At 40.2% G+C, this 19,377-nt stretch carries 20 protein-coding genes; 14 read left to right on the top strand and 6 right to left on the bottom strand.

The window, feature by feature from the left end; genetic code table 11:
• Nucleotides 1–125: 125 nt before the first annotated feature.
• A complete protein-coding gene (locus ACUVXA_RS03725; RefSeq protein WP_445869891.1) occupies nucleotides 126–1,418 on the top strand; it encodes an ATP-binding protein in 1,293 nt (430 codons plus the stop codon).
• Between the two features lie 88 nt (nucleotides 1,419–1,506).
• Here the strand turns inward: ACUVXA_RS03725 and ACUVXA_RS03720 are convergent, their stop codons facing one another.
• The 5 genes from ACUVXA_RS03720 to ACUVXA_RS03700 form a co-directional block, all read right to left on the bottom strand.
• Nucleotides 1,507–1,800: a hypothetical protein gene (locus ACUVXA_RS03720; RefSeq protein WP_445869890.1), complete on the bottom strand. Its 294-nt coding sequence runs from the start codon at nucleotides 1,798–1,800 to the stop codon at nucleotides 1,507–1,509.
• Nucleotides 1,801–1,918: 118 nt separating this feature from the next.
• A complete protein-coding gene (locus ACUVXA_RS03715) occupies nucleotides 1,919–3,349 on the bottom strand; it encodes a hypothetical protein (RefSeq protein WP_445869889.1) in 1,431 nt (476 codons plus the stop codon).
• A gap of 244 nt (nucleotides 3,350–3,593) precedes the next feature.
• Nucleotides 3,594–4,091, bottom strand: coding sequence for a class II glutamine amidotransferase (locus ACUVXA_RS03710; RefSeq protein ID WP_445869888.1), 498 nt, complete (start codon nucleotides 4,089–4,091; stop codon nucleotides 3,594–3,596).
• Between the two features lie 44 nt (nucleotides 4,092–4,135).
• A complete protein-coding gene (locus tag ACUVXA_RS03705) occupies nucleotides 4,136–4,843 on the bottom strand; it encodes a hypothetical protein (protein ID WP_445869887.1) in 708 nt (235 codons plus the stop codon).
• Nucleotides 4,844–4,891: 48 nt separating this feature from the next.
• Nucleotides 4,892–5,566 (bottom strand): hypothetical protein, encoded by a 675-nt coding sequence (locus ACUVXA_RS03700; protein ID WP_445869886.1) that lies wholly within the window; start codon nucleotides 5,564–5,566, stop codon nucleotides 4,892–4,894.
• Nucleotides 5,567–5,679: 113 nt separating this feature from the next.
• Here ACUVXA_RS03700 and ACUVXA_RS03695 point away from each other — a divergent pair, with 113 nt between their 5' ends.
• Genes ACUVXA_RS03695 through ACUVXA_RS03675 form a run of 5 tightly spaced genes read left to right on the top strand, consistent with a single transcriptional unit; the run spans nucleotide 5,680 to nucleotide 13,481 of the window.
• A complete protein-coding gene (locus ACUVXA_RS03695; protein ID WP_445869885.1) occupies nucleotides 5,680–6,999 on the top strand; it encodes a hypothetical protein in 1,320 nt (439 codons plus the stop codon).
• 7 nt (nucleotides 7,000–7,006) lie between these two features.
• On the top strand, nucleotides 7,007–9,256 hold the full coding sequence (locus tag ACUVXA_RS03690; protein WP_445869884.1) for a helicase HerA domain-containing protein: 2,250 nt from the start codon (nucleotides 7,007–7,009) through the stop codon (nucleotides 9,254–9,256).
• 18 nt (nucleotides 9,257–9,274) lie between these two features.
• Complete coding sequence (locus ACUVXA_RS03685) at nucleotides 9,275–10,552, top strand: metallophosphoesterase family protein (protein ID WP_445869883.1); 1,278 nt, start codon at nucleotides 9,275–9,277, stop codon at nucleotides 10,550–10,552.
• Nucleotides 10,549–13,092 carry an AAA family ATPase gene (locus ACUVXA_RS03680; RefSeq protein WP_445869882.1) on the top strand — a complete coding sequence of 848 codons (2,544 nt, stop codon included), beginning with the start codon at nucleotides 10,549–10,551 and terminating at the stop codon, nucleotides 13,090–13,092. Before ACUVXA_RS03685 ends, ACUVXA_RS03680 begins: the two co-directional genes overlap by 4 nt.
• Nucleotides 13,093–13,103: 11 nt before the next feature.
• Nucleotides 13,104–13,481, top strand: a complete 378-nt coding sequence (locus tag ACUVXA_RS03675) for a HEAT repeat domain-containing protein (protein ID WP_445869881.1) — start codon at nucleotides 13,104–13,106, stop codon at nucleotides 13,479–13,481.
• Here the strand turns inward: ACUVXA_RS03675 and ACUVXA_RS03670 are convergent.
• Nucleotides 13,440–13,652, bottom strand: a complete 213-nt coding sequence (locus tag ACUVXA_RS03670) for a hypothetical protein (protein ID WP_445869880.1) — start codon at nucleotides 13,650–13,652, stop codon at nucleotides 13,440–13,442. The two genes, ACUVXA_RS03675 and ACUVXA_RS03670, sit on opposite strands and share 42 nt — an antisense overlap.
• A gap of 68 nt (nucleotides 13,653–13,720) precedes the next feature.
• Here ACUVXA_RS03670 and ACUVXA_RS03665 point away from each other — a divergent pair, with 68 nt between their 5' ends.
• From ACUVXA_RS03665 to ACUVXA_RS03630, 8 genes are all read left to right on the top strand, one after another.
• Nucleotides 13,721–13,990 carry a hypothetical protein gene (locus tag ACUVXA_RS03665; protein ID WP_445869879.1) on the top strand — a complete coding sequence of 90 codons (270 nt, stop codon included), beginning with the start codon at nucleotides 13,721–13,723 and terminating at the stop codon, nucleotides 13,988–13,990.
• 413 nt (nucleotides 13,991–14,403) lie between these two features.
• The gene (locus tag ACUVXA_RS03660) at nucleotides 14,404–14,784 is read left to right on the top strand and encodes a hypothetical protein (RefSeq protein ID WP_445869878.1); all 381 of its coding nucleotides are present in this window, start codon (nucleotides 14,404–14,406) and stop codon (nucleotides 14,782–14,784) included.
• The gene (locus ACUVXA_RS03655) at nucleotides 14,741–15,367 is read left to right on the top strand and encodes a hypothetical protein (RefSeq protein ID WP_445869877.1); all 627 of its coding nucleotides are present in this window, start codon (nucleotides 14,741–14,743) and stop codon (nucleotides 15,365–15,367) included. The genes ACUVXA_RS03660 and ACUVXA_RS03655 overlap by 44 nt, the downstream gene beginning before the upstream one ends.
• A 290-nt stretch (nucleotides 15,368–15,657) precedes the next feature.
• On the top strand, nucleotides 15,658–15,798 hold the full coding sequence (locus ACUVXA_RS03650) for an Rpo12/RPC10 RNA polymerase subunit family protein (protein ID WP_445869876.1): 141 nt from the start codon (nucleotides 15,658–15,660) through the stop codon (nucleotides 15,796–15,798).
• A gap of 120 nt (nucleotides 15,799–15,918) precedes the next feature.
• Entirely contained in the window at nucleotides 15,919–16,131 is a 213-nt protein-coding gene (locus tag ACUVXA_RS03645; RefSeq protein ID WP_445869875.1) for a hypothetical protein, read from the top strand.
• Between the two features lie 27 nt (nucleotides 16,132–16,158).
• On the top strand, nucleotides 16,159–16,317 hold the full coding sequence (locus ACUVXA_RS03640; RefSeq protein WP_445869874.1) for a hypothetical protein: 159 nt from the start codon (nucleotides 16,159–16,161) through the stop codon (nucleotides 16,315–16,317).
• 174 nt (nucleotides 16,318–16,491) lie between these two features.
• The gene (gene queC / locus ACUVXA_RS03635) at nucleotides 16,492–17,247 is read left to right on the top strand and encodes a 7-cyano-7-deazaguanine synthase QueC (RefSeq protein ID WP_445869873.1); all 756 of its coding nucleotides are present in this window, start codon (nucleotides 16,492–16,494) and stop codon (nucleotides 17,245–17,247) included.
• 1,701 nt (nucleotides 17,248–18,948) lie between these two features.
• Nucleotides 18,949–19,377, top strand: a 429-nt coding sequence (locus tag ACUVXA_RS03630) for a HEAT repeat domain-containing protein (RefSeq protein WP_445869872.1), incomplete at its 3' end; no start/stop codon positions are given.

The raw sequence follows: 19,377 nt of genomic DNA, 5'->3' as shown, positions 1-19,377 counted from the left end.
GATACAACCCTTGCAAAAACCGTTCTCCAGCTACGGAGATTGAAAGTTTTTTACTTGTGTAATTTATGATTTGTTAGAAATAATATTAGTAAAATTTAAATTTAGTAAAAATTAATAATGTTTACATGGAAGAAACTTTTCCAAGAGACCTAGAGGCGAATCTTCTGAAATGGATGGGAAGAAGGGAAGCATACGCGATTAGGGGTCCGAGGCAAAGCGGCAAAACAACTCTGCTAAGGATTCTGGAAGGAACCCTGAGGAAGGAGAGAATAAATGTTGTTTTTCTGAATTTTGAGGATCCTGATATACTTGAGGCTTTTGAAACAGACCCTAAAAGGTATGTTAAAAGCTTTCTGGTGAAAGAGGGCAGATACTGTTTTTTGATGGACGAGTACCATTACGTAAAGGATCCCGGCAAGAAGCTTAAATTGTTGTACGATACTTTTGAGGATGTCAAGTTCATTGTTACCGGTAGCTCCTCGCTAGAGATTAGCGGTGCCATGGCAAGATTTCTTGTTGGAAGAGTGTTTTTCTTCGAATTATTTCCGTTCAGTTTCCACGAGTTTCTAGTTGTAAAAGATTTGAGGCTGGCAAAAATCTATGAGGAGAAAAACAAAAGGATTAAAGAATTTCTGTTAGGAGAAGAAAGAGGAGAAACTGAGGTTGAGGAGAAAGATATTTTCTTTAAGGAATTCAAGCCGTTCTTTGATCAGTACGTAATATTTGGTGGCTATCCTTCTGTGGTAAAAGCGGAGGATTTTGAGACAAGAAGAATTATTCTGAAGAACATTTACGATACTTACGTTTCAAGGGATGTAGTGGAATTTCTCAAATTCACCGATGCTCTCAAGTACAGGCGTGTTGTTAGGGCTTTAGCAGTACTGGTTGGAAACATGATAAATTACAATGAAATCTGCACAACCTGCCAAACCTATTATCAAGAACTTATGAGGATGATTTCAGTGCTCTCAGAAACCTACATAGTAAACCTGATACAACCATTCTACAGAAATCCTGTGACAGAACTGAAAAAAGTTCCCAAAGTATACTTTTTTGATACGGGCTTAAGGAACTATATAATAGACAATTTCAACCCCCTAGAAAAAAGAACCGACAGCGGAGCACTAATAGAAAATAATGTTTTCCTAAGTCTGAGAAACATTTTCCAAGATGCGACGATAAACTATTGGAGAACCATAGCGAAAGCAGAAGTAGACTTCGTGCTCAGAATAAAAGACGCCATAGTCCCCATAGAAGCCAAATATCAAAGCTTCAAAGAACCGAAAGTTTCAAGAAGCCTGAGAAGCTTCATCAAATCCTACGAAACGAAAAGAAGCCTCGTCATCACAAGAGACTTTTGGGGGAAAACAAAAGTCAACAACGCAACCATCCTCTTCGCTCCAGCCCATTACCTGTGAACTATCCTCATCTCCCACAGCAGAATCCGGTTCTTTAAAACAAGAATAATTTGCACAAATCACCATGAAAAACCTTCACGTGATTTGACTAAAACATGTGTGTCAAACACCAGGTTGCCCTGTAACCTTCAAGTCGCTTTTGCTCCTCGGTTCTGAGTTCGGCGAGAATCCTCCTCACCTCTTCCGGGCTCTTCTTTATAACTCCGAGGAAGAGCCGTAAGGCACTGCAGTCTTTCTTTCCCTCAAACTCGTCAATGAGAAACTTGATAGCATCATTAAAGGTAAAATTTCTGAGCTCAGCCTGAAGCCGGCCAACAATCTCTAAAATTTCGGTTGTGCCTGCTAATCGGTTACGCAAAACAAGGTGGAGTCTATTTTCCAAGGCTTCTATATGTGTGGAAAATGATGGATCTAATCGCAGGGCGTATTTTATCCGAAAACATCCGATATTTAACAGCTTAAAAAATTGGAGAGAATGGAAAATACTATTCTCTCTGAATTTAAGCCATTCTGTTTATATGCCATATGAATATCATTGTTGGACTATAGTTTGGATACCTGTTGTCAAAGTATATGGGAATACTGGTCATCGTTGCATTGGCACATTCTGTATAGTCTGTGAACATAAACATGACTTCATGACAATCCAAGTTGTGTGTTGTATCATAGTACCAGTTCCACATGCCGTCTGTTTGTGGTTCGATGAACCATATTCCATCAGTGCACTCTATTGCTACAAATGCGTGACCAAATCCGCCGACTGGAATTAAGTCATATGTAACTGTCTTCTGAGCTATACTATAGTTTACCCAATTACCTGCACCATCGTAGCCAAACCATACCATATAGTAGGTTCCGTTATCTGGTGGTTTCCATATGATATTTGCCATAGAAGTATAATTGTCAGGATAGGCGTATGTTATGTATGGAACTGCTGTAAGATAACTGTATGGATAATCACTTATGAGGACATTGAATTCTGTCTGGTTATAAATTGAGAAATAAACGCCAGTACCTGTCATCACTTGAAAATGTATTGCTAAGTCACTCATATCAGTACCATTTTCTGGAGATAATATTTGTGAGTAAGATATTGGTACATAGTAATATCCAGCAAGTATCCATGGCACTAGTATTGTATTCGTAGCCAAAACAGTCCAATCAACATCATACGTATATTCAAAGATTATTGCTTCCATAGTAACGAATAGTCCTCTCCAATTCATCTCTTTCATGTGGTTTATCAGCATTATGCTGAAATCTCCGCACATGAAGTATTCATTGTATTCTAGTTCATCGGTACGGTCAATGTTTATTAGCCAATTGTAGACTTCTTCTGGTGTTGGAATTACTGGACTGGTTAGAGGTTGTGTCCACAGGTCATATAGTGATTGATATTGTGCTGAGAGTAATAGATATTCAGCTTGTAGGTCTTGGTAATCTGATTGTAGTTGAGTATAGTATGCTAACAGCTGGTCGTATTCGCTTTGCAATTGTGCATTTGTATATTGTAAGTTCTCTATTTCTTGATTCAAATCATCTATTTGTGCCTCTAACACTGCAATTTGGTTCTGTAGGTCTGCTATCTGTGCGTTTAATAAGTCAATCTGGTCTTGTAAATTGTTATATTGAACCAATAAACTATCATAGTCATCCTGTAGTTCCTGATGTTCTGTTAAAAGTTGACTATATTCCGATAGAAGTGTTTCATAATTGTCTAACAAATCATTGTATTGCTGACATTTTTGGTCATACATCTGAAGTAACTGCTCATAGTCTTGCTGTAGTTGTGTATCCTGCAACATTAAGGGGAATGGTATAACCTTCCCTTGTCCTTGTAAATATATGCCTATCACGCCGACTGTTAATAGAGAACCTGCTATAATTCCTACTAGGGCTATTGTTTTCCATCTCTTCAAAGTCTTTCCCATCTTTATTTATCACCTCCTTTTACAATTGTTTGATTGAAGTTCCTTTCAATCATCATCCAACAGTCTGGTCGCCAAAACCTACCACATCTTAACACGAAGACATGGAATGGTTGGTACTCAAGTCCTTCCCGAAGGATCCCCCGGATAAATGAAAGGAATCCCCCTCGCTAGCCGAACTTAACGCCAGAGTGGGATTGTTTCTAAACTTGTTTTTCTAAGATTTTCCACAACCGGTATTCGATAATCAACTCTGCAACCTCCAAATAAGCGACAAGGCGGCAACCAATGGGGCAACCGTGGAACAAGATATTTCTGGTAACAAGCATGGGATTCCCCCCGAGGAATGATGGCTGAACAGTTTTGCGGAATCTATTTCTGATCCCATGTCTGGTCTTTCCGGATGATTTAGGTTGATGTTTTTATTGTGTGTGAATATCCAGTCTCTTTCTAGGGCTCTGGTTTTGAAGGAGTATGGGTTGCAGGGATCTAGGGTGCCGCCTGTTGCTTTCCGGACCTGAGCGGCTATTGTTTTGTTTCTTGTTTGCTCCGTGATGTTGGAGAATTTTCTTTTGACTTCTTGCTTGCTTATATCTTCTCCTGAGTGTTCGACTATTACCTTCGGTCCCTTATGGTATCCTATTTCCCAGCTGTCATGGCAACAGCTATCTTTCTTAACAGGTTCCGGTAGGCTTCTTACTGCTCTATCTTTTTTGTTGGAGTTTAAACCGAACAGTTCACACATTCTTATCCCCCCTTTAAACTTGTTTTTATTTTCTTTATTAGCTTCTAATCATATTTTTCAATGATTATTCTTTCTATCTCGGCGTCTGCCTGGGATATTTCTTTCAGTTTTCCTATTATGGTGTATCTGTCTTTGGGGCTGAAGTCTAGTAGGTCTTGGAGTGAGAGTTGGTAGATGTACCACAGGTAGTTTAGGCCGTTGATTACTGGGCAGTATATTTCCAGTTTCTGTGGTTTTTGGTCTAGGAGTGTGAAGAAGTTGAATCTTAGTTCGAATCTGCCTACGCAGGCTTTCAAGCAGTTTTTTGGGCGGTCCAGTATTTTCCAAACCTGTTCTTTTCTTTGTGGTTTTTGGCGGTGCATTTTTACCCCTATTACTGCCTCCACTGGGTAGATGGAACTTATCCAGGATTTGAAGTCTTCTGGACTTGGCCAAGGGTCGGCTTCCATTATTTGGTTGTTGGGATAGGAGTGGGAGTGGAAGTTTCCTATGGGTTTCCCTCTTCCGAGCAGTCTTCCTACATGGTTGATTCTGTTTTCTTTGGAGTTGTCCCACTCTACTTCTCTGTCTCTTCTTTTCGCTGTTTGAAACGGGGCTACTCCTATGCAGACGTATTCTTCGTTGAGCTCGTCCGGGTAGCCGAAGAGTACGCCTGCTGTTTCTTTGGGATAGGTTTCGGTTATGGAGAATATGATGCCGATGATGGCTTCCAGATTCACCGTTATGGAGTCGAAGTAATATTCTTCCCCCATTGCTTTCACCCCTCTATGCTTTATTTTTTGGTGGAATTTTTTATTGGTTTAGGTTAGGATGAGTGTGGTTTGCCTTTCGTTTTTTTCGTGGGCTGTTTTTATGATGTTTAGCTGTTTTAGTTGTTGGAGGTAGTAGGAGAGCACTCTTTTCCCGGTGTTTGGATCGTCTTTGTACTTGCTGTACTTTTCGTCGGTTTCTACTAGGTATTCTAGCAGTTCTTTTTGGCTTTCCACTTTTCCGTCGAATTCTAGGAGGGTTTTGATTATTTTGAAGTGGTCTTCGGTGAGGGTGTTGGTGTTTAGCGGTGTTACCTGGGGTTCTCCGTAGGCTACGCCGTCTCTCTTTTTGAAGCTGAATATGAAGCCGTTGTATCCTCTTCGGGATAGGGTGTCTCTAACTGCGCATATGGCGGGTATGGCGTTTGTTGCTGCACTTACTGCGATTGTGGTGTCTTGTTTTAGGTTTTTTTCCTGGATCCAGTGGTCGAAGCTGAAGAGTACGTCGTAGTAGTTTTCGGGATTGGCTTCTAGGGATTCGTGCTTGGAGATTCTGGCGGTGTCTAGGATTTCGCGGATTTCTTGGTGGTGGGAACTATTATATGGGTCTTTGGGATTGAATATTAGTAGCCACCTTTGCGCGGGGTAGAACTCGTTGCTGATGAAGTGGTCTCTTACTGATGAGTCTGGATTTACTGGTAGTACTAGCCATTCTATTAGTTTCATTGGTGCTCCCAAACCAATAATAGTTACATTATTAATGTAACTGTGTAATATTACACGTAACATTTATATATAAGTTTTACGGTAAAAAATATTGTAAAAGAAGAAAGGATGGGATGGTCACGGTTTCAAACCTCCTACAAGAGGAAATAATCTCCATCATAAAATCCTTGGAAGAGGAAAGGCAGCAGAACCAGAAACTCCTCAAGATAGGTGAGCTTCTTCAAGGGATTTTCCCACACGCTTTCAAAACTCACCGTCCCAGCTCTAAAGCCGTTATTATGGAGGATATTTCCACTCCCACTCATAAACCTCCTTATTATGACCCGAAAAAACCGGTGGCTGATTTAGAGGTTAGATCGAAGTGGGTTTTGTCACATTGTAAGGATAATCCTATACTATATATTGGTGGTGACGGCTCCAAGTTTGTTATGCCGCAGGGGGGAGTTGTGCGTTTTAAGGGCGTGGTGCACACTCCAGCGGATAATCCAGTTATTAAGTTTCAGGGAGGTTTTTCCAGCAAGCTCGATGTGCAAGGAGGGTTGGATGTTGAAATGTTTGAAGTAGAGGCTCAGGGTCTACGCTGTATGATTCATAGGTTACATGGTAAGCCTCTTAACTGTAAGTCTGAGAGGTATGGTTGCCCTCGGGAAAGGGATGGCTGTGAGTTGCAGTATTTGAAGCCTATGAAGGGGCGTACTGTGGCTTTTTTCGATCGTCCACTTTCCAGTATGTATTTTCAGAATTTTCACGGTACTTCGAGGCAGAGGTTGGTTGATGCTCAGAGAAAGCTGTTTGAGGCTTGTAAACGGTTTAATACGCCTCTGATTGGGGTGGTGGTTTCCAGCAAGTCTCATGATATTATTGACACCATTATGAATATGCTGGATCACACTTATGGTTACTATCTGAATCCTGCGAATGAGGTGGCGGAAACCGTGGTGGAGTGGATTGAGAACAATATGGAGTTGGCTGAAGAATTAGCCAGAACTAGTGGAGTGCCTGAGCCCCGAAAGGTTATTAACGAGATCATATCCCGGCATACTTCTGATCATTTTCGGACCATTGATTTTCAGGTGGTTGATGGTTTAGTTCAGAATGTTGAGGAGCGTACTGTGGCTTTTGAGATTAATACCCGTGTTAATCCTTATGTTGATACTTTGGGGCGCTGGTATCCGGATACTTCTATTCAGTTTTTCTACGTGGGTTACCTTATTGATTGGGCTCGGGTAGAGTATGCTTATGCAACTCCTGGGGAAGCCTATTTACACTATTTGGTTCAATCTACTATTATGCCGACTTATTATCCTGCGGTTTTGGCTATTTCGCATAAGCTTTGCACTATTAATATGCAGGTTGCGGATTTGATTCGGGTTATTGCTCAGGAGTTTGGTATTAGGGATTCTATTAAGATTTTGACTAAAAGACTGTTTTGAGGTGTGAATGATGGGTGTAATTTATAATGCTCCGGTTGGAACTGTGAAGTCCACTGTGGGGCTTCACTTTTTCGTTGGAAATTATTATTCTGCAACTGAGGTGTGTGAGCCGGTTACTCGTAGCTTGCCTCAGATTGTTCAAATCCTGGAAGATGGTAAAGTTTCTTTGGGTGTGATTTTTAGCGAGGAGCAGATTTCCCCCACTGCACTAAGTAACATACTTATCAACTTGGGGGACAAAATAACAACTCTGAACAAGGAATTCTTTGAGGGGATGTTGGAAAAAACTTCCAATCGTTATTTCTTCGGCGTACGGGTGGGAGAATGGAGTGAGGCTTTTGTTCCTTGTGAGCCACGAGAGTTGCTTAGATTAGATTCGGTGGTTTACACTGCTACCAAGGATCAGTTGAAGTCTTTTATTGAAGCGAATAACTTTGATTGGCTGGTTACACTCACATCGCTTATAAATAAGAGCAATACTAATTTTGCTAATATTGCACGGTTGCTAGTGGAATATTTTACTGAGGTTGACGGTTTTAGTCCGGCTAGTTTGGCAAGAGTGATTGTGGCTTGTTCTAAGATGACTAATATTGCTTCTCCACAGTTAGAATCTGTTATGCGTAGACTTTTGGATCCGAGATACGAGTTGGGCATTGTGACTTCTTTTGAGAATGATGCGTTTTCCGTGCAGTGCACTCAGCCACTAAATACAAAGGATACTCCTTTGGTGGCTGTGGATGATTATGAGGGATGCACCCACATAGGGGTTATTGTTGAGAGAACTGAATCTGAGTTTAAAGCTCGAATATCTAAAACCGTTATAGAAGTTGAAGAAAAGGGTAAGAAGAGGAAGAAAGTGATCACGGGGCAGGCGGTAACTTTGGGTTCTCCAGTCCGTATGGTTCGGGGCTCAGACATTGAGCCCATTTTCAAATTTAGAGATAGTGACGTTATCTCGCTAGAGATAGGAGTGATTCCCGGGGTTGTGAATGCTGATGGTTCTCTCTTCCCTTATAGGATTATTCTTAAGCCGGGGGAGAACTGTAACGGGGCCATCATTGCTCTTAGTGGCAGAGGGAAAACGAATACTGCGGAAATGCTCTTGCTGAGGGCTTTAATGCATAATCGTATGCGCGGCCGACATCTTAAGATGGGGGGTGTGGTCCTAGACAAACATGGAGAATATTATCAAGATTTTAGGAGTCTGGTACCACTATTTAAAACGGAGAAGCAGAACGGACTAATTATTGTTGATCCCTTTGAGGATCAAAAATACCGTATTCCAGTAGAGCGAATTCCCTTCTGGGTCTTCACAAAAATAACTGGGTCCCAACAAGCAGAATTTGTCATTAGAGACCTTCTGAAAGCGTTATACCAAGAGGAAGGTGTAAACAAGCTTACTGGGGAAAAAATTGGGGCCCCGAAAGATGAATCGGGCAAAGAGCGGTTGAACCTAGTCTCCCTCCAAGCTCTCAACTGGTTTATAAGAGCCGATGAGCCAGACGCGAAGTCTCTTCTTGAGGGGAAACCTTACCATAAAGAGACTATAAGAGCGGCTTTAAGATCTATGAAAACAGCTAAATCTTTGCGGAACATAATTCAGGGCGAGTGGGATGATGACGAAGAGCAGTATAAACCTGTTGCAGTGGAAGGCAATCTCTACGGGGAGCTTTGGAGGGCACAGTATAATGGCGACTGGATAATAATTAACTGTTCCCGATTTGAGAAGGAAGAACGCTCCATACTCGAAACATTGATTATAGAGCAGGTAAAATCTTGGAGAGAGAAGGCGTTTATAGAGGATAAGGCCGGCTTCAGTTCTCATCCACTATTCTACTTTATTAATGAGGAAATGACTGAATCCTTTGTTTGGATGGTTGAGGAGGAGATAAAGAGGCTATCGGATATGGCAACTGGCGCCCGCAAATATCGTATGGGCTATCTCTACATTTTCCAGTCTCTGCGGGGAGTGGAGCCATTCGTTGTGAGCCAAGCTGCGGGTTTCATATCTGTTCTTCAGGTGCCTCAGGAAACTGATAGACAGGAAGTGCTCAGAAGAGTTCCTACCGACTTTACACCCTACGAGTTTTACATTCAGCATGGAGACACGGGGGAAGCGGTTATGAGCAACATTGTTATTGACACTCCGTTTCCAGTTAAGGTCAGCCTGTTTGAAGATTTAAAAACTTCATTGCTTGCTAGTGAAAAAAGCGAGGAGGATTTAGACAGGGAAGAGTCTCTCTTTAAAGAGCCATAAGTTTTGAAGGGTGTGGTTATGAGAATAATTCACTTAGCAGATATTCATTATGGCATAAACCGGCATTCTCGGATGGATGCTCGGGAATCTCTTCCTGAGATAACATTGCTCTGCGAGGATTATCTTTCCCGGGTTGTGAAGTACGCTGTTGATAATGATGCTGATTTCTTCTTGATTTGTGGTGACGTTTTTCACAGCTCCAATCCTACCACGACATTGATGAAAAGGTTTGCTAAAATACTAAAGCCCCTAATAGACAAAGGAATTCAAATAATCATGATAGCAGGAAACCATGACCTGCCAAAGCATGAAGCGCGTAGCTCTCCTGTGGATCTATTCTCTACCATAGCAGAGATATTCGCAGAGGGCGCGAAAACCTTCATAAACACCGCATCCGAAAAACCAGAACATGTAGAACTTGAATCGAAGAGGGGTGAGAAAGCAAGATTCTACTTGCTACCGTACGTTCATCCCATGAAAGCGGTTAAGGTTTTTGAAAAAGGAGAAGAAAAAGCTCAAATGAATTCGGAGTCGATAAGAAAAATTTGGGAAGATGTAATAACTGAGCAAATTGGTAGATTTGTTACGAGAGGCGCGAAACTGGGTAAAGCCGATGCCTCTATCCTTTGCTGCCACCTTACGACGAGTAATGCTGTGATGGGGGAACTGGATCTACTGGTTTCTGCTTTCGATGAAGCACTTCCCATTTCCGTTTTGCAGAAAGATTCATTCGACTATGTAGCTCTGGGGCACGCTCACAGACACCAGGTTGTGAATCATTACCCTCCCGCGGTTTACAGCGGATCTATACACCATGTCAGCTTCAACGAGGAGGGAGAAGAAAAAGGATTCATAGATCTAACCATAGAGAATGGCGAAACAACTTGGAAGTTTATTAAACTGGATGTTCGAGAATACACCACCATCCGGGTGGACGCGGTTGGCTCTAATAATCCCTCGGATGATATAATTAGAGAAATTGAGAAAATTAGGTCCCAAGATGTGAGAAGAATTGCTGGAGCAGTAATTCGGCTGATTGTAAAGATTGAAGCTGAATCTCTAAAATATGTTAACTATGACCGGATATATGGCTCTTTAAAGGATGCAAGTTTCTGCTTGAAACCGGACTTCGAAATAGTAGGGGAGGAGAAGCAGGATCTATCAATTCCAGAAGAATTGGGCCCTATACAGGCTCTGAGAGAGTATCTGGAGTCTAAAAAATTAGATAAAGAAGAGGTTAATGCTATTTTGACTCTTGGTGAGGAGATAATAAGAGAGGTGGAGGAAAGAGGATGAACATACAGACTGTTAGCCTGAAGAATTTTAGAAGCTATGGGGAAACGGAGCAAATTTTTGATGTTTCCAATTATCCTATGGTGGTCATTGCTGGAGATAATGGTAGTGGGAAGTCTTCAATCATTGAAGCCCTGCTGTTCTGTCTATATGGAGATACGAGCATAACTAGGGGAAAGGGTGAGATGAAGAAAAGCGAGCTTCTCAACGACAAGACAAACAAGGACTCTGTGGTTTCGCTCACCTTTGAGCTAAATGGTAGCATTTACCAGGTGGAACGAACACTGGATAGAAAAAGAGGTACAAGTGGCCACGCCCGAATTATTGAAGTCGGTTCGAGTTCCGGACCGAAGGCAAAGCAAGCTGTAGCTCCAAAGGAGGTTACAAAGAGCATAGAGAGTTTAATCGGGATGGACTATGATTCTTTCACCCACTCCGTGGTGATGACACAGGGAGAATTTGAAGCTCTAACAGAAGCCAAACCTGCTAAAAGGAAAGATTTATTCATGAAAATGTTTGGACTCACAAAGTATGAAGATTATCTTAAAGAAGTAAAAAGTAGACAAATCAAATTAAACGCAGAGATGGAAAATATTTCCGGTCAAATTAAAATACTAGAAGCCGACGTCGAAAAAGAATCTGAAGCAAAGAAAAACTTGGAAGAAGCAGAGAAAGAATTTGAAAAAATAAAATCTGAAGTCGTTGAAACAGAGCAGAATAAAAAGAAGATCGAAGAAGATCTTAACCAAGCAAGTGCGGACAAAAAAGATTACGATAATCTTTTAGAAAAATTAGAACATATTCAGGAAGAAATAAACAGCAGACAAAGTGAACTCGAAAGTAAAGGGGACGAATATAAAGAGATTCTGGGAGCTGAGAATGAGTTAAAAGAGCTTCAACCGAAAATCAAAAAGTATAATGAACTGGAACCACAGCTAAAAGAACTCCAAGAAAAAGAGAAACAGAACCTTAAACTAACGGAAAACATCGATAAATTAGAAAAGATCATCAACACGAAAAGAGAAAGTTTGCAGAGTGAAATTCAAAGATTAACTAGGGAAAAAGAGGAATCTATTAGTTCAATCCAGGAGAACGCTAATCGGGTTAAATCTTTGGAGGGGGAAATCGCTGAGCTTGGCAATCCTGAATCGGAAATAATAGTCCTAGAGGAAAATAAGAAAAGTATTGAAACTGAAAGAGAAGCTGCTCTTAAGCTCTCGGTTGAGTTTGGAACAAAAATATCAACCATTAACGAAACACTCGGTACACTGGAAAAAACTACTGAGCCGAAGTGTCCGGTCTGTGGCAGTGATTTGACGGAAGAGAAAAAAGAAGAGAGAGTTAAACACCTAGAGAACGAGAAATCTCCCCTTGAAGCTGAAAAACGTAAGGTCGATAAAGAACTAGAGCGACTGAAGAAAGAATTAGAATCCATTGATAAAAAGATGAGACAAAAACAGAAAGCGTCGAAAAACTTGGAAAAAAAGAAGACTGAACTTCAAAGCCTTCAAAACAGAATTAGTGAACTGCAAACAGAAATTGAAAAAATTGAAAATGAACTAAAAACGAAGCAGGAAATTTTTTCCGAAGAGAGCTTTATTGAGGAAGAAAAGAAGCAAATCAAGCAGCTGAACGAACAAATAAAATCTTTGAAGTATGACCAGGAATTACATTATAAATTGGAGGGGGAATTCCAAGAACTAAGGGAAGTGCCTCAGAGAGATGCGGCTCTTAGAGAGAAAGTTTCGAGAAAATCGAAAGTTGTAAAAGAAATAGAAAATCTGGAAAAAATAATAGAGGAAAAAAATGGATTATACAAGGTTAATGAAAAAAGAAAAAACGAGCTCGAAAATGCTGCAAGAAGATGGGAAGAATTAGACAAGAAATCCAAAGAAATTGGAGAAAAACTCTCAAGGCTGCAAACCATTAAGGGCGAAGAGAAACAACGAGTAGAGCATCTGAAAAACGAACTCCTGGAAATAAAAAACAAGAAAGAGCAGCTTAAAACAGTTCAAAAAGAGTACGATGTAAAACGAATTATGGACAAAAGACTCAGCATACTTGAAGAGGCTTTCAGCAAGGATGGCATACCTTTTATAATGCTTAAAAAAATTATGCCCTTAGTGGGAGCCAGATCCACTGAACTGCTGCACAAATTGACGGAGGCTCAGCTGGGATTAGAAGTCAGCATGGAGCAGGACAAAATATACGTCAAGGTTCTTGAGGGAGGAAAATCAAAACATGTCGGTAGATACAGTGGCGGAGAAAAAATGAGAATCAACTTCGCCCTGAGACTCGCAATCAGCGAATTACTAACCAAAATGGGGGGAAGAACTGCTTGTATAGAATCCTTGATGATTGATGAAGGATTCGGAACACTGGATGACGATGGAAGGCAAGCCATAATCAACATTTTCAATTTACTGGGAAGCAGCTTTAAGAAAATAATTGTAATAACTCATGTTAAGGAAGTTCAGGAGATGTTTCCAGTTCAGTTCAGGGTAGAAAAGGTAGGAGATTTCAGCAGAATAATTGCTCCCTGAACGTTAGAGGGGTGATAAGATGTCGAAAGAAGGAGATAAGTAATCAGAAAAATCTATGGATGTATCAGAGAAACAGAAGGAGAAGGGAGATAAAGAAAAGGTGGAGGATTTTTTTCGATCTATCAAAACTCCTACAGCAGTTAGAAGATGGAAACCCGGAGGTACGTGAGAAAGCTATAATTGTCCTAGATGATTACGCATGGATAATTCAGAAGTTTTATGAAGTTCCTGGGAAACTTGAGGAATTGCTAAATGATCAAAGCCCAAAAGTTCGTGCTAGTGCAGCTTATGCCATTGGTAAATACGCTGAAGGAGGACTTGTGGATAGGATTATTCGATTCTGGTTCTTATGTTTTGCCTGTTGTGGCTTTCGTCTTATCTGCGAGTAGGTTTTGCCGCTCTTCTGCTGATTGTGGTTCCGAAGTGTTTTTAATAAATGGGTTCAGGTTGGCGGGTTCGAAAAGAGGCGTTCTAAACGCTTCTTTTGGGAAAATAACGGTGTCCAGGTAGCCCTCATCGCCAAAAAATTGCCTGAAACACCATTTCCCTCCTTCTTCCACAATTCCCGGGCATCATAAAAGAGCAGGCGGGAAACAATTCAAACCCTGGCAAGGCATCAGCACCAGAATTGATTATTCCAATAAAACTGGTAGAATTATTAGCGGACGAAAATGAATACGTAATCCAGAAAGCTGCGGATGCCCTTACAAAATACCATGATAAGGAGCTCATGGATATTGCCATATTTAAATTTATAGAAATATTAAAGGAAAAACCATCAATAGCCGAAAAATCATATCTACCCGAGAGGATCTTGTGTTTACGATCACTTTACCCCACGTACGAGAAAATACTTGACGAAATGAAAAAAGCCGGAAAAACAAATTCTACAACTTAACAGAGTAATATGTTAATAACTTAACAAATGACATAACCTACTTATTTAACTGCAAGAAAGACAGACTAGGAATCCGTAGTAGCAGCGGCCTATAATAAAAATTTTTATTAGAGAGAATAATTAGGGGTAACGTTTATAAAGCATGAAGTTATCAGGATTTAAATTGCTAAGCTCGGCACTAGTATAGAATTATTAAGAACTTGGGGGAACTGGAATTAATGTTTTAGTCTAGGATGTGGTTACTCGAATTCATTTACAAATTTATTGAGAGGGTGAATTTTAGAAATATTTTCGAATTGATGATGTAGATGAATTTACCGAATATTCATATCGTGTAAGATGATCCAAATGGTTTGGATCGTTAAGTCTGTTAATTGATGAGGTTGGGAAAATGAAGGTTGGAGGTTTAGATAATGTTATTGTTTTGTGATGTTTGTGATAAAAGAACTTTGGCAGTAAGATACACTCTTTATAGGGCGTGGGAAGCTTCTGAGCACACCTTTTGCAGCTTGAGACGTCTTAGAGAATGGCTGGGAAAATGGAGACAAAATGCGGATACGTTAGGATACTTTAGAACCCCCAGTTTGACTCCTCCGCACTGTTTCAATAAGGAGAGAGAGGAAATAGTGGAAGATTTAAGGGAACCGAGAGCTGAGAAAAACTTTAGAGGCCAAAGATTAAATAGTCCAGACTGGTTTAAGAAGAGGAAAGAGGAAATTATAAAAGATTTAAGGGAGGAAGAGCTAGAGATTGTGGCAAGGGTGGAGAAGGCTCTGGAAAACATTATATCTTGATACTTGGACTTGGTGCGCGGGTTTACATATCTTCGATTTTGCTTGCTTCAAGGGGGCTGTGGAACTGTGTTTCGATTTTGAGCACCAAACAATCACTCTTACTTATAACGAGGATTACTCGTTAAGCTTATTTTCCGGAGAAACTATTATGGAGATAATTCAGAGTTACAAGGAACACGTTAACTGGATGGAGGAACAGCATAGAAAACTGGAACTAATGAAATTCGATGGAGACTTTGTTGATGGTGATGGTAAACAAATGATCCGTTGTATGTATGACAAAGAATACAAGTTCGACCAGGTGGATCATCTTGTAAAATACATAAAGTACTTGTTATATTCTGAGGAGGAACCGGAGGAAAATACCTCTGATAGTGAATTTGATTGGGATTACTTTGGAGAAGTTACCGAAAAAATGCGGGAACGGATAGAGAATGAAACGCCATTCAAATATGGAGAATACATAGTCACCGATTCTGGATTTAGTTTCGAATTGGTAGATGAGAGAGGCTTGGGTTCTGGAATCGAGCTGTATGAGAATGTTAATATGGAAATTGGTCTAATGTATACGGTGAACTCATGAAATCAACAAAACCTTCAAGTTTAGCGAAATGGACGGAGATGGAATCGTAGAAACTTGAAAAAAGTCCACCAACAGATACCGGACGTTCTCCACAATTAACTAAAATCATAGTAAATTGGGGGGAACCATTCAGGAATGGAAAAATGGATATGTGTGAGTAATAATCATCTAAAAATTAGCATTTAGATGTAAAATATTATAATAACAACTTTTCGCCCTATTTCAAAGCATTATTCGTGAGGGAGTTCTTTTTTCTTTTACTAGGAGAATCATGATAGGAGTTGATTGTGATGGTGTATATATGTGGGAAGTGTGGGAAAAAAATAACAAGAGAGAATCTTTCACGGGATCGAATTCAATGTCCTGAATGCGGTTACCGTGTCCTTTACAAAAAACGGCCGCCCATAGTTAAGCGTGTGAAAGCCCGGTAGAGGGGATGCGATGAGAAAGTATTTTAGTAAAACTTTAAAGATATAATATGATACAGGTACAAATAGAAGTGCTTCGGGTCGAAATCTTGTTTGTGAATTACTGAAATGGGGGTTAAGCGTATGGATGATATTACTCATTTTCTTGAGGATAGGGAAATCCGTAAGGCTCTGGAAAAAATAGTTAGGTATGAAGAAAAGAAGAGGAAGGAATACAAAACTGACCCGATTTGGAGAGGAATGAGGGATCTAAAGCCGTACTGGAGCTGGCAGGATGTCGGTGTTCACTGGTCGATAGTTCACAAGTTGCTGTCGGCGGATATAATAAAGGCTTAAGGTGGCAGGAGAAAGGAGTACCTTCTCGTGAAGAGAAAAAAAGTAGAGAAAAGCCTTGCCACTTATATTGCTGAAAAGTGCTGCGAATACACCACAAGTGTCAGGGAAGCCATCAGAATAGCAAGATTATCGAAAACGAAAAAAGAAGTGGATAAGAATATTGAAACAATAATGAAATACAGGTAAAATAAAGAGCAATTATTTCAGATGGGAAAATAAATTGTGAGTGATTGGCAACTAGATTTCTATGATTCTTTCCCTCATTTTTTTGCGAATTTTAAATAAGCATTAATATCAAACTTTTAATGTGTATACTAGGAATGAAGGATTAGAGTGAAACTCGTTTTTTCGGGTGAGAACATGAAGATTGGGATTGTTTTGTTGAGCGGTGGGCTGGACTCTACAACCACTGCGGCCTACGCCAAGAGTCTGGGCTACGAGGTTCACGCCATAACGGTTCACTACGGTCAAAAATTGAGTAGAGAAATCAAATCCGCAAAAAAGGTTGCCAAAATACTAGGGCTGAAACACAAGATACTAGATATTTCCCCGTTTAAGGAGATGGGTTGGTACAGTGCTTTGACTCATCCTGAACTGTTTGCGGTTCCTAAGGATAGAAGTGTGGAGGAAATGATGGGGGATGTTCCCATAACTTATGTGCCCCTGAGAAACACCTTCTTAATCGTCTTGGCTGCGGCATACCTGGAGTCCGAGGTTCTGCACAGAATTGAGAGATTGGGCATGGATCCCGAGGAAATTGAGGCTAGAATTTTTATTGCGGCGAATGTTTTGGACTACTCGGGTTACCCGGATTGTAGACCGGAGTTTTACCAGAAAATCAACGAATTGATGAGGGTGGCCACTAAGGCTGGTTCGAAGTATAATGTGGAAATGAGGGTAGAAACTCCTCTAATTTATAGGAATAAGAGGGAGATAGTGGAGCTGGGGACGGAGTTAGAGGCACCCTTGGAATGGACTTGGAGCTGCTACGAGGGGGATGAGGTTCCCTGTGGTAAGTGCGACTCCTGCTTGCTGAGAGCCAAAGGGTTTAAAGAGGCTGGAATAAGGGACCCCCTTCTTGAAAGGCTGAAGAGAAGGGCAAATTGTGAAAATTGAATTATAATACATTAGGATTGATGACGGCAAAGTTGATTTTTATTTTAATGATAATTTTAAATTCAAGTATATTGTTTAGTAAACTATTTTCTTGCCGTTTATGGTTTCAGAGGGGCGCTGAATCTTTTTTTAGATAATATTGCTCCAATTATCAAAATTTTTGTCTAAAAAAGCTGAGGATGTTCTCAAAAATATTTCTTAAAAAAGGCGCCTTTTTTGCGAATATCTCAAAAATATTATCCAAATAATGGTATAAAAACTAAATATTTTTGCGAAAACCACAAAAATCGCCGAAACCTATATATATTTAAAAAAGAAGTAAATGTAAAAAAGGCTGAGTCGACGAGTATGTGGAAAACTTCCCCTCCTCCCAATTTCACGCCCTCCTCCCCTATGTTTTATCTCCCCTCTCCCAGCATCTTGTTTTTAATCGTCGGCGATGAAGCCTCCCCTACTTTTGTGAGCTTCCAAATCCAAATTCCAGTTTAAGTTTGTGATTATCCCCCTACCTTTGCTTGTGGTGGGGGAAAGCGATTTTTACCGTTTTTCAAGATGCAGATCTTTTGATGGGTCTTTTACGGGTTCTTTCTAATTTTTGTTTTGCTTATTTTCTGTTTTTCTTTTTCTTTGCTTTTTCGTCAAATTCGAATAATTCTGGGGCATTAAATTCGGAAGAGAATTTTTTTATTCGTTTTTTATTCAGAAATGGTGCGAAAAAGTTTAAAATCCTTCAGAAATCCTACCGAAAAATGCAAAAACTGTGATAAAAGACGCTTGAAAACGTAAAAAATTTCCGGAAGTATCAATTACGCCTAAGGTCTATTCATGTATCTCACCACTCTCCAATCTGGATTCCGAGATCATCTTTTTTTGTTAGAACGTTTAATTCATCCACTGATATAACTAACTTGTAAAGAAATCAAACCAAGAGTCAATTCTTTCAGCAGAAGAGTTTCAAACCATAAATTTTCATTCCAAGTGAAAATAGAACCACCCTAGCTTTAGCTCTTTAAACTCTTCGATTTTCGATTTTTTGTGCAATATGCTACCTAAATTGGCACGTAACGGTAATCAGAAATATTTTGATGCGGTGTGAGATTATTCCTGCTTTTATTTTTTTAGCTGTGCTTTGGTATCCCTGCTAGTTTCTTCTTCTCTGCCTTGTTTATAGTTTTTATAAAATCTAAGCCGAATTCAGCTTAGACTAGGAACATTTCTCACTACAAAACATAAGGCTTAACCTAAAAATCCGCTTCCTCCCCCGCTTCTTAAGTTCCCGCGATATAGGTGAGCATTAATAAGTTTAGCAAGTGTATAGTAGATATTGAACTCAGGAAAGCACTTAGAATACGGGGGGTTATAGATCTTTTAAAGGTAAGGAATTTTTAACTTGACTTTTAGAGTAGAGGTGGATTAAGAGTTGTGCAAGCAAATCTATAAAAAAGATATGAATCTGGTTTTTAAACTGTTTTGATTTAAGCCACTCTTCAGTGCAAAGCTTAATAAGCCAAGTTAACCGCTTAAATATTTACCGATTCCTCCGGACCAAAGTGAGAGAGGCGATTTCTCGGCGTAAACCTAATTATAGAAAAATCCAAGCCTAAATATAAGGCTACGTAAAAAGCTGGTCCAAATAATACAGGTAACCGTAAGGCATCGAAACCTGATGCAAATCATTTAACAAATAATGAAGGTTTGAATATGAAGGATGAAGACCCGAATAAAGGAAATAGTGAAGACCTTGTAGATAGAGATTGGGATGAAGAAGAAGGAAACGAAGAAGAAACCATCCTGAAAATATTAGTGCAACTTCTGGAAAACGAAAACGATGAGGAACGCTCAAATGCTCTAGAAGCCATCGCAGACTATGCCAGCGAAGGGATTACCGACAAATCTGCCCTGCCTAAACTGGTAAATCTACTTGAAGACAAAAGCCAAAATGTACGCATGAACGCCGCAATCGCCCTATCCAACTACGCTAACCAAGAACTCACAGACCAGTCCGCACTACCAAAACTGGTAAAACTGCTCGAAGACCCAAATGAAGAAGTACGCGTATTCGCAGTACCCGCCCTCAGCTCCTACGCCTCAAAACATCTCACCGACAAGTCAGTACCCCCTAAACTGGTA

The sequence above is a fragment of the Candidatus Jordarchaeum sp. genome, assembly GCF_052745115.1.
Note: the sequence above shows the minus strand (reverse complement) of the source record. Positions and strands in the feature narration are given on the sequence as shown.